Source organism: Asanoa ishikariensis (assembly GCF_900107455.1).
Classification (GTDB): domain Bacteria; phylum Actinomycetota; class Actinomycetes; order Mycobacteriales; family Micromonosporaceae; genus Asanoa; species Asanoa ishikariensis.
Window position 1 is genome coordinate 914,491 of the sequence record NZ_FNQB01000002.1, and the last position, 15,186, is coordinate 929,676.

At 73.0% G+C, this 15,186-nt stretch carries 15 protein-coding genes; 8 read left to right on the forward strand and 7 right to left on the reverse strand.

Annotated features, from left to right (window positions below; all coding sequences use genetic code 11):
- Positions 1-3: 3 nt before the first annotated feature.
- Positions 4-1,719, reverse strand: a complete 1,716-nt coding sequence (locus tag BLV39_RS18550; protein ID WP_090793820.1) for an Hsp70 family protein — start codon at positions 1,717-1,719, stop codon at positions 4-6.
- A gap of 58 nt (positions 1,720-1,777) precedes the next feature.
- Complete coding sequence (locus tag BLV39_RS18555) at positions 1,778-2,551, reverse strand: enoyl-CoA hydratase-related protein (RefSeq protein ID WP_090793823.1); 774 nt, start codon at positions 2,549-2,551, stop codon at positions 1,778-1,780.
- Positions 2,552-2,641: 90 nt separating this feature from the next.
- On the opposite strand from BLV39_RS18555, the gene BLV39_RS18560 reads away from it, so the two are divergent.
- Together BLV39_RS18560 and BLV39_RS18565 are read left to right on the forward strand one after the other, a co-directional pair.
- Entirely contained in the window at positions 2,642-3,103 is a 462-nt protein-coding gene (locus tag BLV39_RS18560; RefSeq protein ID WP_090793825.1) for a DUF6232 family protein, read from the forward strand.
- Between the two features lie 22 nt (positions 3,104-3,125).
- Positions 3,126-3,599 carry a DUF6232 family protein gene (locus BLV39_RS18565; RefSeq protein WP_090797508.1) on the forward strand — a complete coding sequence of 158 codons (474 nt, stop codon included), beginning with the start codon at positions 3,126-3,128 and terminating at the stop codon, positions 3,597-3,599.
- 4 nt (positions 3,600-3,603) lie between these two features.
- On the opposite strand, the gene BLV39_RS18570 is transcribed toward BLV39_RS18565, so the two are convergent.
- The 4 genes from BLV39_RS18570 to BLV39_RS18585 form a co-directional block, all read right to left on the reverse strand.
- A complete protein-coding gene (locus tag BLV39_RS18570; protein ID WP_176984970.1) occupies positions 3,604-6,837 on the reverse strand; it encodes an AfsR/SARP family transcriptional regulator in 3,234 nt (1,077 codons plus the stop codon).
- Between the two features lie 219 nt (positions 6,838-7,056).
- The gene (locus tag BLV39_RS18575) at positions 7,057-7,455 is read right to left on the reverse strand and encodes a PLD nuclease N-terminal domain-containing protein (RefSeq protein WP_090793831.1); all 399 of its coding nucleotides are present in this window, start codon (positions 7,453-7,455) and stop codon (positions 7,057-7,059) included.
- Positions 7,456-7,516: 61 nt separating this feature from the next.
- Positions 7,517-7,858, reverse strand: a complete 342-nt coding sequence (locus BLV39_RS18580) for a DUF202 domain-containing protein (protein WP_204082868.1) — start codon at positions 7,856-7,858, stop codon at positions 7,517-7,519.
- 23 nt (positions 7,859-7,881) lie between these two features.
- Positions 7,882-8,253: a YidH family protein gene (locus tag BLV39_RS18585; RefSeq protein ID WP_090793835.1), complete on the reverse strand. Its 372-nt coding sequence runs from the start codon at positions 8,251-8,253 to the stop codon at positions 7,882-7,884.
- Between the two features lie 39 nt (positions 8,254-8,292).
- On the opposite strand from BLV39_RS18585, the gene BLV39_RS18590 reads away from it, so the two are divergent.
- The 6 genes from BLV39_RS18590 (at position 8,293) to mnmA (ending at position 13,769) form a co-directional block, all read left to right on the forward strand.
- Positions 8,293-9,090, forward strand: a complete 798-nt coding sequence (locus tag BLV39_RS18590; protein ID WP_090793837.1) for a GNAT family N-acetyltransferase — start codon at positions 8,293-8,295, stop codon at positions 9,088-9,090.
- 2 nt (positions 9,091-9,092) lie between these two features.
- Complete coding sequence (locus BLV39_RS18595; protein ID WP_090797513.1) at positions 9,093-9,488, forward strand: hypothetical protein; 396 nt, start codon at positions 9,093-9,095, stop codon at positions 9,486-9,488.
- A gap of 176 nt (positions 9,489-9,664) precedes the next feature.
- Positions 9,665-10,441, forward strand: coding sequence for an electron transfer flavoprotein subunit beta/FixA family protein (locus BLV39_RS18600; protein ID WP_090793840.1), 777 nt, complete (start codon positions 9,665-9,667; stop codon positions 10,439-10,441).
- Positions 10,442-10,459: 18 nt separating this feature from the next.
- A complete protein-coding gene (locus tag BLV39_RS18605) occupies positions 10,460-11,419 on the forward strand; it encodes an electron transfer flavoprotein subunit alpha/FixB family protein (RefSeq protein WP_090793842.1) in 960 nt (319 codons plus the stop codon).
- An 87-nt stretch (positions 11,420-11,506) separates the two neighbouring features.
- Positions 11,507-12,673: a cysteine desulfurase family protein gene (locus BLV39_RS18610; protein ID WP_090793845.1), complete on the forward strand. Its 1,167-nt coding sequence runs from the start codon at positions 11,507-11,509 to the stop codon at positions 12,671-12,673.
- Between the two features lie 25 nt (positions 12,674-12,698).
- The gene (gene mnmA, locus BLV39_RS18615) at positions 12,699-13,769 is read left to right on the forward strand and encodes a tRNA 2-thiouridine(34) synthase MnmA (RefSeq protein WP_204082867.1); all 1,071 of its coding nucleotides are present in this window, start codon (positions 12,699-12,701) and stop codon (positions 13,767-13,769) included.
- Here mnmA and BLV39_RS18620 read toward each other — a convergent pair.
- Positions 13,766-15,121: a ferredoxin reductase family protein gene (locus BLV39_RS18620; protein ID WP_090793850.1), complete on the reverse strand. Its 1,356-nt coding sequence runs from the start codon at positions 15,119-15,121 to the stop codon at positions 13,766-13,768. The two genes, mnmA and BLV39_RS18620, sit on opposite strands and share 4 nt — an antisense overlap.
- Between the last annotated feature and the right edge of the window lie 65 nt (positions 15,122-15,186).

Consider the following 15,186-nt stretch of genomic DNA (forward strand, 5'->3'; position numbering starts at 1 on the left):
GACTCACCTAAGCCCGTCGACCCAGCGCCGGATGCCCTCGATGATGTCGGTGTAGGAGTCGCCCGTGGCGTAGTGGAACGCCACCACGGCCGCGGCCACCGGGGTCGCCACCAGCAGGGCGAACATCAGCAGACCACGCAGGAACCGGCTGAACCCGCCGCGCCGTCGCCTGGGTGCGGGCCGGGCCGGGGCCGGCCGGGGCTCGTCCCAGACCGGCTTGCGGTCGTCGCGGCGCGCGGGTGCCGGCTCGGGATAGACCCTCGGCTCGTCGTGGCCGGACAACGCGCGCAGGTCGGCGACCAACGCCGGCTCCGCGAGCGTGTCGCGGCCGAAGCGGGTCGGGCGGTTGGCACTCTTCGGCGTCTTCACCGGCACCGCGGCGCGGCCCGGCGGGAAGGCGGGTGCGGCCGGCAGCGGATCGGTGGCTGGCTCGAGCCGGGGACCGCTGCCGTTGCGGGCCGGGGAGACGGGCGCGCTGGCGACCGCGGCCGGCCTGTCGGGTGCGGCCGGTGAGATCGGCGCGACCACGGCCGGCGCCGCGAGTGCGCCGTTGGCCGGCTCGACGATTCTCGGGAACTCGCCGGTCACCGGCACCGACGCGGGCGCGCTGGCCAACACTGCGGTGGCCGCCAGCACGGCGCCCTCGGCCACCACGAGCTCGGGCTGCTCGATCACCACCGGCGGCTCACCCAGCTCGCGGTGCAGCAGGGTGGCCAGCAGCGGGATCCGGCTCGAGCCGCCGACCAGGAAGACGCCGGCGCGGTTGCCCTCCGGCAGCGCCGCCGCGTCTATCACGGCCTTGGTCACCTGCACGGTCTGGGCCAGGATCGGCGTCGCGACCTTCTCCAGCTCGGTGCGGGTCAGGTGGGCTTCGACGTCGCAGATCGGGATCACCAGGTCGGCCGAGGGCGAGCGCGACAACCGCTCCTTGGCCACGCGTACGTCGTCCCAGAGCTGCCGCTTCGCCCGCCGGTCCTCGACGGTCATGGGCGCGCGCAGCCGGGCCCAGGCCTCCGGATGGGCCGGCGCGTAGGTGTCGGCCAAGTGCTCGACGAGCGCCGCGTCGACGTCGAGGCCGCCCAGGTCGCCGCGGCCGTCGACGGCGAGCACTTCGAAGCCCGTCGAGCGGCGGACCACCACGCTCGCGTCGAACGTGCCGGCGCCGAAGTCGTGCACCACCACCGCCGAGCCGATCGGCACGTCGCGGCCCAGCACCTCGGCGAAATAGGTGGCCGCGGCCACCGGCTCGGCGACCAGCCGGCCCTCGCCCAGGCCCGCCTCGGCGGCCGCGGTGGAGAGCAGCGCCCGCCGGGTCGCACCCCAGGTCGCCGGGCAGGTCAGGGTCAGCGTGAGCGGGGTGTCGGCGGTGACCTCGCCGGTGGTCAGGTCGCCGACCGTGCGGCGCCACTCCTCGGCGAGCCGGGCGAGCACCGCGGTGACCAACTCGGCCACCGGAATGTCGCGCTCGCCGAGCAACACGCTGCCGTCGTCGACCCGGCGCTTCGGGTTGGGCTCGAACCGGGCCGGGTCGAGCCGGGCGCTGTGCACCGCGTCCCGGCCGGCCACCAGCAGCAGGTCGCCCGGTGGGGCATAGACGGCCGAGGGCAGCAGGGGAGAGCCGTCGACCAGCAGTGGGCGCGCACGACCGTCGGGCCAGCGCACCACGGCCACCGTGTGCGAGGTCCCGAAATCGACCCCTAGCGCGGCCCCCGGCGACATGCGCAGAGCCTACCGGGAATGCGCCCGTTCCCGACCGTGACGGATCGGTAACCGACGGTCAGCGGCCGGTGAAGTCCGGCTTGCGCTTCTCGACGAACGCGGCCATGCCCTCGCTGCGGTCGTCGGTGGCGAACAGGGCCGCGAAGAGCTGGCTCTCCCAGGCGAGGCCCGAGTTCAGGTCCATGTCCAGGCCGCCGTCGATGGCCGCCTTGGCCGCGCGGATCGCCTGGGCGGGGCCGTTGGCGTACGGCCGGACCAGTGAGATCGCCTCCGCGTAGACGTCGGCGGCGGGCACCACGCGGTCGGCGAGGCCGATCCGCAGTGCCTCCTGCGCGTCGACCATGCGGCCCGACACCACGATGTCCTTGGCCCGCGCCGGGCCCACCAGGCGGGCGAGCCGCTGGGTGCCACCGGCGCCCGGGATGATGCCGAGCTTGATCTCCGGCTGGCCGAGCTTGGCGTCGTCGGCCACCACCCGCCAGTCACAGGCCAGCGCTAGCTCGCAGCCGCCGCCGAGGGCGTAGCCGGTGATGGCCGCGACCACCGGCTTCGGGATCCGGGCCACCGCGCCGAGCGCCGCGGACAGGTTCGCCGCCCGGGCCGCCATGTCCACGTACGACATCTTGAGCATTTCCTTGATGTCGGCGCCGGCGGCGAAGACCTTCTCGCCCCCGTAGACGACGACCGCACGGACGCTGTCGTCCGCCGTGGCCTCGACGGCCGCGGCCCGGATCTCCTCTTGCACCTGGGTGTTGAGCGCGTTCATCGGCGGCCGCTCCAGCCGGATCGTGCCGATTCCGTCGTGCTTCTCCAATCGGACAAGCTCGCCCACGTCACACCTCCATGTGCTTATCGCGTTCGAGACACATTACGGGGTCTCCGACTGGGTAACTTAGATGTGGGTCCTATCAGGTGGCAGGTGATGATCACTTACTACAACGACCGTGCGGTGCAGGTCACGTCCCAGGCGATCCGGGTCGCCGACCGCAGTTACCCGCTGGCCACGCTGTCGCGGGTCTGGCACCGGCGCGGTGAGCGCTCCTGGGGCACCGTTGCCGGCCGGGGTGCGATCGGCGTGGCGCTGATCGTGCCGCTGGTCGCCGCCGGGCTCGGCATCGCGCTCGCGCTGCGGCTGCACACCACGATGACCATGACGGTGCTGATCGTCGGCTGTTCGGTGCTGGTCGGCCTGGCCGCCGCACCGCTGGCCGACTTCCTGCTCGGCCGCCTCGACATGTCCTATTCGAAGGGCGCCCGCGCGCTGGAGATCTGGGCCGAGGTCGGTGGCCGGCCCACCCTCCTGGTGCGCACCGCCGACGCCCTGAAGTTCGGCCAGATCTACCGGGCGCTGCAACGCGCGCTCGAGGCCGCGCCGAGGTATTGACGCCGGCAGCTTTGCTGAAGTGGTGACCGTCTATTACCGCGACCCGCACGTCCAGGTGACGTCCGACGCGGTGCGGGTCGACGGCGTCAGCTATCCGGTGACGGCGCTGGAGCTCGTCTGGCACCACCGCGGCAGTGGCACGACCCGCACCAGGTCCCGGCGGCTCGGCCGGGGCGTGCTCATCCTGATCATCTCGATCCTGCCGCTGGCGGCGATCGTCTGTGCCATCTCGCTGGTCTATTCCGCGAGCGACCGGGCGGCCTGGGGGCTGGCCGCCGGCGTGCTCGCGGTCGGCGTGATCGGCGCGCTGGCGCTGGCCCCGCTGGCCGAGGTGCCGCTCGGCTGGCTGGACCGGTCCTACGACCGCGGCAACGCGGTCAACGAGCTATGGGTCCGGTACGCGGGGGAGGACCGGCTGCTCCTGCGCACCTCCGACGCGCTGCGCTTCGGCCAGATCTACCGCGCCGTGCAGCGCGCCGTGGAGCAGCACGGCTAGCTCCCTAGGCGCCCAGGCGGGCCTGGGCCGTGACGAGCTTGGGCGAGGAGAGGTCGGCGTAGAGGTTGCGCGCCTTGAGCCACATCTCGGTGCCCGCGTCGACGTCGCCCCACTCGACCAGCACGTCGCCGAGCAGCAGGAGCGCGTCCGCGATGCCCGGGCGGTGGCCGGTCTCCCGGAGGATCAGCAACGCGCTGCGGACGTCGCGAATGGCCGCGGGCGGACGGCCCAGGTCGTGCGCGCAGCCGGCCAACACCCACAGCGCCCGGCCTTCGAGGATCCGGTAGCCGGCCGCGCGGGACTGGTCGAGCGCCGTCTCGGCGAGCCCCTCGGCGGCCTCGGGCCGGCCCTGCTGGCGGCGCAGGTCGGCCAGCGTGAGCCCTGCGCTGATCTCGGTGTGCGGGTACGCCGCCTGGCGGGACAGCCGGATCGCCTCGTCGAGCGCCTCGGTGGCCAGGCCGATGTCGCCGTTGCCGTAGTGGGCGACGCCGAGCGCCTTGTGCCCGTCGGCGAGCAGCCGGGGCCGTTCGGTCTCGACACCGATCTCGACCGCGCGCCGGGCCGTGCGCAGCGCGTCCGCGCCCTCGCCGCACGCCGCGTGCACCTGCGCGATCGCGCAAAGGATCTCGCCCTCGGTGCGTCGGTTGGCGTTGCGGACCGCCATCCGCAGCGCGCCGTTGAGCGTGCGCCGGGCCTGGCGGTAGCGGCCCTGGTCGGCGCGGATCAGCCCGAGGCCGAGGAAGGCGATCGCCGACGACTGTGGCCAGCCGGCGGCCCGGTGCAGGCGCAGCCCGCGCTGGAGCACCTTGGCGGACTCTTCGAGCCGGCCGAGCGCCCAGTAGAGGCCGGACAGGTTGCCCAGCACGGTCGCCTCGGCCGTGCTGTTCTCGTTGCGCTGCGCCACCTCGATGCTGCCCTCGAACAGCGCCACCGCGTCGTGCAGGCGCCCGTTGCGCCAGTAGAGCAGCGCGAGGTTGCCCATCACCCCGCCCTCGCCGGTCTGCCAGCCGCTGGATCGGGCCAGCTCCAGGGCGCGCCGGTAGTGCGGCTCCGCGGCCGGCAGGTCGTTGCGCTGCGCGTGCAGGTCGCCGAGGCTGATCTCGGCCGCCGCGGTGCCCATCGGGTCGTCGTCGGCGCTGGCCGCGGCCAATGCCGCCTCGGCGATCGCGCGCCACTCGGTCGGGCTGCCGGCGGACCAGAGGAACGGGCGCAGCGCGTCGGCCAGCCGCACCGCGGCCTGGCGCGGGCCGTGCTGCGCGGCGGAGGTCACCGCCGGCACCAGGTTGGGCAGCTCGGCCGTGATCCACGCGACGGCGTCGGCGGCACCCGGATAGGAGGCCACGGCGGGTGTCGCCGTCGTCGGCGCGGGCAGGCGGGAGAACTCGGGGTAGACCAGCCGGCTGGCGGTGTCGACGTGGTCGAGGTAGTAGCCGAAGAGCCGGTCGCGGGCCTCGTCGTGGTCGGGCTCGTCGGCGGCGAGCCGGCCGCGCGCGTATTCCGCGACGAGGTCGTGCAGGCCGTAGCGGCCGGTGTCGCGCTCGTTGACCAGGTTGGCCGCGACCAGCGCGTCCAGTGCCGGCCCGACGTCGGGCAGGTCGGCCACCGCGGCCGCCGGACCGGCACCGAACTCGGGCCCGGGCACCAGCGCGAGCAAGCGGAACAGTCGCCGGGTGGGTTGGGGCAGCGCCGCGTAGCTCAGGTCGAAAGCCGCCGAGACGGTGGCCGCCGCGTCGTGCTCGATGCCGAGCCCGGCCAGCCGGTCGCCGTCGCGCAACCGCTGGTTGTAGGCGGCGATCGGCGTCGGGCGCTCGGTGTCGACCTGCGCGGCCGCGATCCGCAGCGCGAGCGGGAGGTGGCCGGTCAGCGCGGTCAGCTCGGTCGCGGCGGCCGGCTCGCGCATCACCACGTCGGTGCCGAGCAGCCGGCCGAGCAGCGCGGTCGAGGTGGTCGGCGCCAGCACGTCGAGCGGCAGGGCGACCGCCCCGTCGACCGCGACCAGGCCGGTGAGCCGGTTGCGGCTGGTCACCAGCGTCACGCTGCCGTCGCCGGCGGGCAGCAGCGGCCGGACCTGGTCGGCGTGCTCGGCGTTGTCGAGCAGCACCAGCAGCCGCTTGTCGGCGGTCAGCGTGCGGTAGAGCTGGGCGGCCTCGTCGAGGTCGGCCGGCGTGCTGGCCGACGGCACGCCGAACGCGGCCAGGAACCGGCCGATCACCTCGGACGGGCGCAGCGACCGGGTCTGCGCCCAACCGCGCAGGTCGATCGCGAGCTGGCCGTCGGGGAAGCGGCGGCGGGCCCGGTGCCCCCAGTGGACGGCCAGGGTGGTCTTGCCGACGCCGGCCATGCCGGAGACGACCACCACGACCGGACCGGTGCCCTCGCCGGCGACCAGCGCGTCGAGCCGGTGCAGCGGCTCGTCGCGGCCCAGGAACGTGCGTGCCGGCGCCGGAAGCTGGGCCGGCGCGGTGCGTTCGTGCGTGGCGGCCCGCAGGATCCGCCGGTGCAGGTCGCGCAGGTTGGCGCCCGGATCGACGCCGAGCTCGTCGGCGAGCAGCCGGCGGGTGCGCTCGTAGGCGGCCAACGCCTCGCCGCGCCGGTCGGCCCGGGCCAGCGAGCTCATCAACTGCGCCTGGAGGCGTTCGCGCAGCGGGTGCTGCTCGGCCAACGCGCGCACCTCGGCACCGATCTCGCGGTGCCGGCCGAGCTCCAGCTCCAGCTCGAAGCAGTCCTCGTAGGCGGCCAGCCGCAGCTCGTGCAGCCGGGCGGCCTCGGCCCGGACCCGATCGCCGAAGTCGTCGCCCTCGTAGGCGGTGGCACCGCGCCAGAGCCCGAGCGCCCGGCGCAGCTCCCGGCGCGCGGCCTCGCCCTGCCCTTCGGCGCGTAGCCGGCCGGCCTGCGCGACCAGCGTGTCGAACAGGTCGGCGTCGAGCTGGCCCGGCGGCACCGTGAGCAGGTAGCCCGCCGGCGACCGGGTCAACGCCTCGTCGCCGACAGCGCGCCGCAGGTGGTGGACGAGCACCCGGATGGCGCCGCGCCGGGTCTCCTCGCCGGCGCCCTTGTCCCATAGGGCCTCGGCGAGCACCGCCACCGACACCGGGCGGTTGGCCTCGACCAACAGGTTGGCGAGCACCACGCGGTGCTGGCGGGCGGCCAGCACGATCACCTCTGGATCGGTGCGCTGCGTGCGCGCATCAGGCTCAGTGCGCAGCACGCGCAGTGGGCCCAGAACCTCGAATCGCACGGCATCTCCCGTTGTTACCATGGCAAAGACGGTTACTCACGTTAGCGCACGAATGCTAGCCCTTGCCGGTTCAGCCAACGCAGATCCAACACTGGCCCTGCACAGTAGGCACCGGCCGCACCCGCCCAGCGCGCAACCGGCCGCCTAGGAGGGTGACGCGGCCAACGGGGGGCCGCGTCTTCCCCTTGCCTCTGCCTGCCCGTTGCCGCCGCCTGCCTGTTACTTAGGCGCGGGCGGGTCTTCCTTTTCCTTGCGTAGGTCTTCCTCGCGCCGACGTAGGTCGGCCTCCCAACGCTCGAAGAGCTCGGTGTCTTCCTTGCTTCGTTGGTCGAGTGACTTGAGGAACTCGGGGTCGTCGTCCGGCGCCTGCTGACGCGGCCGTTCGTTTTCCGGGAAGCCGCTGCCCGGGCGCCGACTCCCGGCCGCCGGACGCGACGCGGGCCGCCCCGCGAGGAACCAGGCCACGCCGCCGACCAGGGGGAAGAACAGGATGATGAGCACCCAGGCGATGCGCGGCAACGCCCGGATCTCGCTCTCGTCGGCGGACAGGCAGCTGATCAGTGCGGCCACAGCCAGCACGAGCTGGGCCACGAAGAGGAGTCCGTAGAGGCGCACCATGCGGACATGATGGACCGTCCGTGCCAGTTGCGGCCACCCCATGGCGTTGCCAAAACGGTTGTCACAGGGTGAAGAGCATCAACAACCCCAGGACGGCGTACCCGGGAGCGATCAACGCGGCCACCGTCAGCATCCGCGGAGTCACTGGTGAAACGGGCCGTGACCGGCCGGAAAGCTGCCGCAGCCGACCGAGCACCCACAGCCCGGCGGCGCCCCAGCCGGCGATGGACACGGCGGCGAACACCACGCCCGCTGTGCCGTGCCGGACACCGAACCGGGCGGCGAGCACCGCCGTCACGGCGAGCGTCAGCACGGTGCGGCCCCAGGCCAGCCGGGTGCGGATCCACGCGACGCCGGTGTCGACGACCCGGAAGTCGGCCCCCTCCGGGGCCGGCTCAGCCACGGGCCGTCTCGTTCCGGCGTCGGTCAGCCACGGGCGGCCTGCACCAGGACGGCCACCACGAGCAACAGCGCACCGGCGGCGACCAGGATGGACAGCAGGGCGGGAAACCGCGACGGCGGCAGGTCGCGGCGTTGCCGCATGGCCCGCTCGGCGCGTGCCCAGTGGTCGACCGCACGCAGTGCGACGAAGCCGCCGATCACCAGCAGCGCCACCGCGATGACCTCGCGCAGGTGGGCGATGCCGAGCACCGGCAGGAACTGCGCGGCGGCCAGGCCGCCCGCGACCAACGCCAGCGCGGTGCGGATCCAGGCCAGGAACGTGCGCTCGTTCGCCAGCGAGAACCGGTAGTCCGGGGTCTCACCCACGTCCTGGGGGTCGAACCACCGCTTGATCACGTACCGATTATCTGTCGACAGGTCGCCTAACCTGAGCCGGTGACTGAACTGGACATCACCGCCCTGCGTGACGCGTACGACAGCCAGCTCCGCGCCTACGATCCCGAGCTGCCCGGAGTGACGGTCGAGTTCGACGGTCCGCTCAAGCGGGCGTCCGCGATGATGGGCGGCGGCTACATCGTCTACCAGGACCTCGGCGGTCTCGCCGGCGCCGAGCTCGACGAGCTGATCGCCCGCCAGCGTGACCACTTCCGCGACCGTGGCGAGCAGGTCGAGTGGAAGCTGCACGGCCACGACGAGCCGGCCGACCTCGCCGAGCGGCTCACGGCGCACGGTTTCGTGGCCGAGGAGCGCGAGACCGTCGTGATCGGCCCGGTGGCGCCGCTGGCGGCCGCGCTGCCGGTGGTGCCGGCCGGTGTGCGGTTGCGCGACGTCAGTCAGCGCGCCGACTTCGACAGCATCGTGCGCATGGAAGCGGCGGTCTGGGGCGACGACCGGAGCTGGATCGCCGACATGCTCGAGGAGGAGAGCGCCGCCCACCCGACCGACCTCGTCGTGACGGTGGCCGAAGACGTCGAGACCGGCGAGGTGGTCAGCGCCGGTTGGGTCCGCTTCGTGCCGGGCACGGCGTTCGCGACGCTGTGGGGCGGCTCGACGCTGCCCGCGTACCGGCGGCGCGGCATCTATCGGGCGCTCGTCGCCCACCGGGCACGCCTCGCGGAGGTCAACGGATTCACGCTGCTCCAGGTCGACGCGTCCGAGGACAGCCGGCCGATCCTGGAGCGGCTGGGCTTTGTGGCGGTCACCACCACGACGCCGTACGTCTACCATCCGTGATCGTGACTGAGCTGACCGATCACGAACGGGCGACCCTCAAACGCGCTGCCTTCGGCGTGGTCTACCTGGTCTCCAACGCGGACCCCGGCTTCCTGGCGATGCTGCGGGAGAGCGTCGCGGCGTCCGGCGCGTTCACCGGCGCCCGCGGACTGGCCCGCGACGTGCTGACCAGCGGCAGCTTGCCGAGGTTCCCGCGCCGGGACCCGGGGCGGGTCGAGGCCGAGGTGCTGCCCGCGTTGACCGAGTCGCTGGCGATTCTGCGCGCGAAGGCACCCGACGAGGTCGACAACTACCGCGACGCGGTGTTGTCGGCGGCGCAGCGGGCCGCGGAGGCGGCACACGGTGTGCGACCTTCCGAGGCGGCTGTCCTGGCGAAGGTGCGTGCCGCGCTCGCCTGACGGGCGTGAGCCGTGTCACGCTGATGGTCGGCTGAGCCGATGCTACTGGCGGGTAAGTTAGCTCTCGGTGGCGGGTGGGAAACTCCACACCGCCGCCAGATTGACCCGGCCTTCCGCCGCCCGGCAGGCTGCGGCCTAAGTGCGCGTTAACCAACCAGGAGGGTCGTCGAAACGCGATGAACATCGTCGTCCTCGTCAAGCAGGTGCCTGACTCCGGCTCGGAGCGCAACCTCGCTGGCGACAACACGGTCGAACGTCAGTCGGCCAACAACGTCATCAACGAGATGGACGAGTACGCCATCGAGGCGGCGTTGAAGATCCAGGAAGCGCATGGCGGCGAGGTCACGATCCTCACCATGGGCCCCGAGCGCGCGACGGAGTCGATCCGCAAGGCGCTGTCGATGGGACCGGACAAGGCCGTGCACGTCCTCGACGACGCCCTGCACGGATCGTGCGCCGTGGCCACGTCCAAGGTGCTGGCCGCCGCCCTCGGCACGCTCAACCCGGACCTGATCATCGCCGGCGCGGAGTCCACCGACGGCCGCGTGCAGGTGATGCCGCACATGATCGCGGAGCGGCTCGGCGTCGCGGCGCTGACCGGCGCCCGCAAGCTGACCGTCGACGGCGGCACGCTGACCATCGAGCGGCAGACCGAGGAGGGCTACGAGGTGGTCACCGCCGCCACGCCCGCCGTGGTGTCGGTCTGGGACACGATCAACGAGCCGCGCTACCCCTCGTTCAAGGGCATCATGGCCGCCAAGAAGAAGCCGGTGCAGACCCTGGCTCTGGCCGACCTGGGTGTCGAGGCGGGCGAGGTCGGCTTCGCCGGCGCCACCTCCGAGGTCGTCGAGCACGCGAAGCGGCCGGCCCGCGCCGGTGGCCAGAAGGTCGCCGACGACGGCAACGGCGGCGTCGCGCTGGTCGAATACCTGTCGTCCGAGAAGTTCGTCTGAGCAGGGGGAGGCATAAACATGGCTGAGGTATTGGTCCTGGTCGAGGCCACCCGCGACTTCACGGTCAAGAAGGTCACCCTGGAGCTGCTCACGCTGGCCCGCACCCTGGGTAGCCCGTCGGCGGTCGTGTTCGGCGCGAGCGGTGCCGCCGCCGCGCTGGCCGACAAGCTGGGGGAATACGGCGCGGAGAAGATCTACGCCGGCGAGGGCGACGAGATCGACGGCCACCTGGTGGCGCCGAAGGCGACCACCCTGGCCGCGCTGGTCAAGCGGGTGCAGCCGGCCGCCGTGCTGCTCCCGTCCACCCAGGAAGGCAAGGAGATCGCCGGCCGGCTGGCCGTCAAGCTCGACAACGGCCTGCTCACCGACGTGGTCGAGCTGACCGCCGACGGCGTGGCCACCCAGCCGGCGTTCGCCGGCCAGGTCGTCGTCAAGTCGAAGGTCACCCGCGGCATCCCCATCGCCACCGTCCGCCCGAACTCCCTGACGCCGACCCCGGCAGCGGCGTCGCCCCAGGTCGAGGCCCTGGAGATCAGCCTCGGCGCGGCCGACACCCTGGCCAAGGTGGTCGACCGGGTGATCGAGCAGAAGGGCTCGCGCCCGGAGCTCACCGAGGCGTCCGTGGTCGTCTCCGGTGGTCGTGGCGTCGGCAGCGGCGACAACTTCAAGCTGGTCGAGGAGCTGGCCGACCTGCTCGGCGGCGCGGTTGGCGCGTCCCGCGCGGCGGTCGACTCGGGCTTCTACCCGCACCAGTTCCAGGTCGGGCAGACCGGCAAGACCGTGTCGCCGCAGCTCTACATCGCACTGGGCATCTCCGGCGCGATCCAGCACCGGGCCGGCATGCAGACCTCGAAGACGATCGTGGCGGTCAACAAGGACGCCGAGGCGCCGATCTTCGAGCTGGCCGACTACGGCGTGGTCGGCGACCTCTTCAAGGTCGTCCCGCAGGCCGCGGAGGAGATCCGCAAGCGCAAGTGACGCGAAGGAAGGGTCCCTTGTCAACGCCGTGCGTTAACAAGGGACCCTTCCTTACGTAAGGACCGCACGGGGCTACGCTGAACCGTGATGGCATACCTGGACCACGCCGCCACTACCCCGATGCTCGACGAGGCGATCGAGGCCTACGCCGCTACGGCACGGGAGGTCGGCAACCCTTCGTCGCTGCACGCGGCTGGGCGCTGCGCGCGCCGGCACGTCGAGGAGTCCCGCGAGCGGATCGCGGCTGCCCTGGGCGCCCGGCCCTCTGAGGTGATCTTCACGGGCGGCGGCACCGAAGCCGACAACCTGGCGGTCAAGGGCATCTTCTGGGCGCGCCGGGCCGAGCGGCCGGGGCGCGTCCGGGTGATCGCGAGCTCCGTCGAACACCACGCCGTCCTCGACTCGGTGGAGTGGCTGGTCCGGCACGAGGGCGCCGCCGCCACCTGGCTGCCGGTCGACGAGGCCGGGCGGCTCGACCCGGCCAGCCTGGCCGAAGCCCTCGACGACGACGTCGCCCTGGTCACCGCCATGTGGGCCAACAACGAGGTCGGCACCGTCCAGCCGGTCACCGAACTGGCCGCGCTGGCCGCCGCCGCCCAGGTGCCGTTCCACACCGACGCGGTGCAGGCGGTCGGCCAGGTGCCGGTCGACTTCGCCGCCAGCGGTGCCGCCGCGCTCACCGTCACCGGCCACAAGCTGGGCGGCCCGGTCGGCGTCGGCGCCCTGCTGCTCGGCCGCGACGTCGCCGCCACGCCCTTGCTGCACGGGGGCGGCCAGGAGCGCGACGTGCGCTCCGGCACGCTCGACGCACCCGGCATCGTCGCCTTCGCGGTCGCGGTGGAGCGCAGCGTCAAGACCCAGCGGGAGTACGCCGCCCGGATCGCCGCCCTCCGCGACGCGCTGGTCGCCGGCGTGCGCGGGGTCGCGCCGGACGTGATCTACAACGGCGACCCGGTTGACCGGCTGCCCAGCAACGCGCACTTCTCGTTCCCCGGCTGCGAGGGCGACGCGCTGTTGCTGCTCCTCGACGCCCAGGGCGTCGCCTGCTCGACGGGTTCGGCCTGCTCGGCCGGGGTCGCGCAGCCCTCGCACGTGCTGATCGCCATGGGCAACGACGACGACCGGGCGCGGTCCTCGCTGCGCTTCACGCTCGGGCACACCTCGACCCAGGCCGACGTCGACGCGCTGGTCGCCGCGCTGCCGGCAGCGGTCGAGCGGGCCCGCCGGGCCGGGATGATCAAGTCGTCCCGGTGACGGCCCACCGCGTACCCTTGCCGCTGTGAGGGTTCTAGCAGCGATGTCCGGCGGGGTCGACTCCGCCGTCGCGGCCGCGCGTGCCGCGGCGGCCGGGCACGACGTCACCGGCGTGCACCTGGCGCTGTCGCGCAATCCGCAGACCTACCGGTCCGGCGCGCGGGGCTGCTGCACGCTCGAAGACTCCCGCGACGCCCGCCGCGCCGCAGACGTGATCGGCATCCCGTTCTACGTGTGGGACATGGCCGACCGGTTCCACGAAGACGTCGTCGACGACTTCGTCGCGGAATATGCCGCGGGCCGCACGCCCAACCCCTGCCTGCGCTGCAACGAGAAGATCAAGTTCGCGGCGGTGCTCGACCGGGCGATCGCGCTCGGCTTCGACGCGGTGGTCACCGGGCACCACGCTCGCCTCGGCGCCGACGGCCTGCTGCGGCGCAGCGTCGACCTGCCCAAGGACCAGTCCTACGTGCTGGCCGTGCTCAACCGCGAGCAGCTCGACCGGTCGATGTTCCCGCTCGGCGACACGACCAAGGCCCAGGTCCGCGCGGAGGCAGCGGCGCGCGGCCTGTCCGTGGCCGACAAGCCCGACTCGCACGACATCTGCTTCATCGCCGACGGCGACACCCGCGGCTTCCTGGCCGAGCGCCTGGGCGAGGAGCCCGGCGACATCGTCGACGCGCTGACCGGCGCGGTGGTCGGCTCGCACGCCGGCGCCTACGCCTACACGGTCGGCCAGCGTCGCGGCCTCAACATCGGCGTGCCGGCGCCGGACGGCAAGCCCCGCTACGTGCTGTCGATCACGCCGGTCACCAACACCGTCACGGTCGGCCCGGCCGAGTCGCTCGAGGTCGGCACCGTGGCCGGCGATCGTCCGGTGTGGACCGGCGGCGCGCTGCCGGACGGCCCGGTCGAGTGCGAGGTGCAGCTACGCGCGCACGGCACCCCGGTGCCGGCCGTGGTCACCCTCGCCGACGGCGTGCTGACCGCCGAGCTCCGCAGCCCGGCCCGCGGCGTCGCCCCGGGCCAGGCCGTGGTGGCCTACCGCCCGGACCCAGCCGGCGACATCGTCCTCGGCTCAGCCACCATCAGCTAGTCGCCCGCTAGGGCGAACCTTTCCGCGTGCACCTGGCGCTTGGGCACGCCGATCTGCTTGAGCGACTTCAGGACCGCGTCGGTCATCGCGGGCGGCCCGCACACGTACACGTCGCGCTCGCGGATGTCCGGCACCAGCGCCGACAGGTTCTCGGGCGCGAACGGTCGGTTGGGCGGGTCGCCCGCGCCGGTGCGGCCGGTCAGCAGGTGCACGGTGACGCCCTGCGTGGTCACGTAGTGGCCCAGCTCCGAGAGCAGCACCGCGTCGTCCTCGGTCGGCACCCGGTAGAGCACCGTGACCGGCCCGGTCAGCTCACCGAGCAGCGACCGGATCGGGGTGATCCCGACCCCGCCGGCGATCAGCAGCGTGGCCTCGCGGGTGCGGTGCAGAGTGGTGAACGCGCCGTACGGACCCTCGACGAAGACCCGCGCGCCGACCGGCAGGTGCCGCAGCCCCGTGCTGGTCTTGCCCACCGCCCGCGCGGTCAGCCGGAGCACCTCGCCGTCCGGCGTCGACGAGATCGAGAACGGGTTGGCCTGCCACCAGCGGCCCTTGGTCAGGAACCGCCAGATGAAGAACTGGCCGGCCCGCGCCTCGAGCCCGGCCAGGTCGCGGCCGGTCACGTAGACCGAGGTGACGTTGTCGGCCTCGGGCACCACGGCGGCCACCCGGAGCTTGTGCCGGGCGTTGCGGACCAGCGGCGTGACCGCCCGCCCGTGCAGCAGGGCGACGATCACCACTCCCCAGAGCCCCCACCAGTACGCCGTGCTCAGCGGGTTGGCCCGGAAGCTGCTGCCCTCGTAGAGCTGGTGCAGCACGGCCAGCGTGACAGCGGCGTAGAGCAGCAGGTGGATGGCGTGCCAGAGCTCGTAGGAGAGCCGGCGGCGGGCGAACCGCACCGAGAGCGCCACGACGATCACGATCAACGCCACGGCCAGCATGCCGAGCAGTGTCGGGAAGATGCCGAGAAAGACGTCGATCTGGGCGAAGACCGAAATGTTGGCGAGTTGGGCGTACCCCGTCAGGATGAAGCTCGCGTGCAGCACCACCGCCCAGAACAGGGCGAACCCGGTCCAGCGGTGCCAAGCGGTCAGCTTGTCGGGGCCGATCCAGGCGTCCAGCCAGGGCATCCGGGCCACCAGCACGAGCTGCAGCATCATCAGCAGCGCGGCGTGCAGCGCGATGAACTTGGCGGTGCCGATCAGCGCGTTCTTCGCCGGGTCGCCCGTGAAGAACAGGACCTCGACGATCAGCACGTTGGCGACCAGCGCACCCCACACGGCGTATCTGGCCGTCCGGGCCTGGTTGGTGGTGGCGCGGCGCGCCTGTGCCGTCGGCGCGGTCGCGGTCATGAGCGGTCTCCTGTCACCGTCGAGCTTCCCGCTATGACTACGGGGTTCCGGCGAGAGTAGTTCAG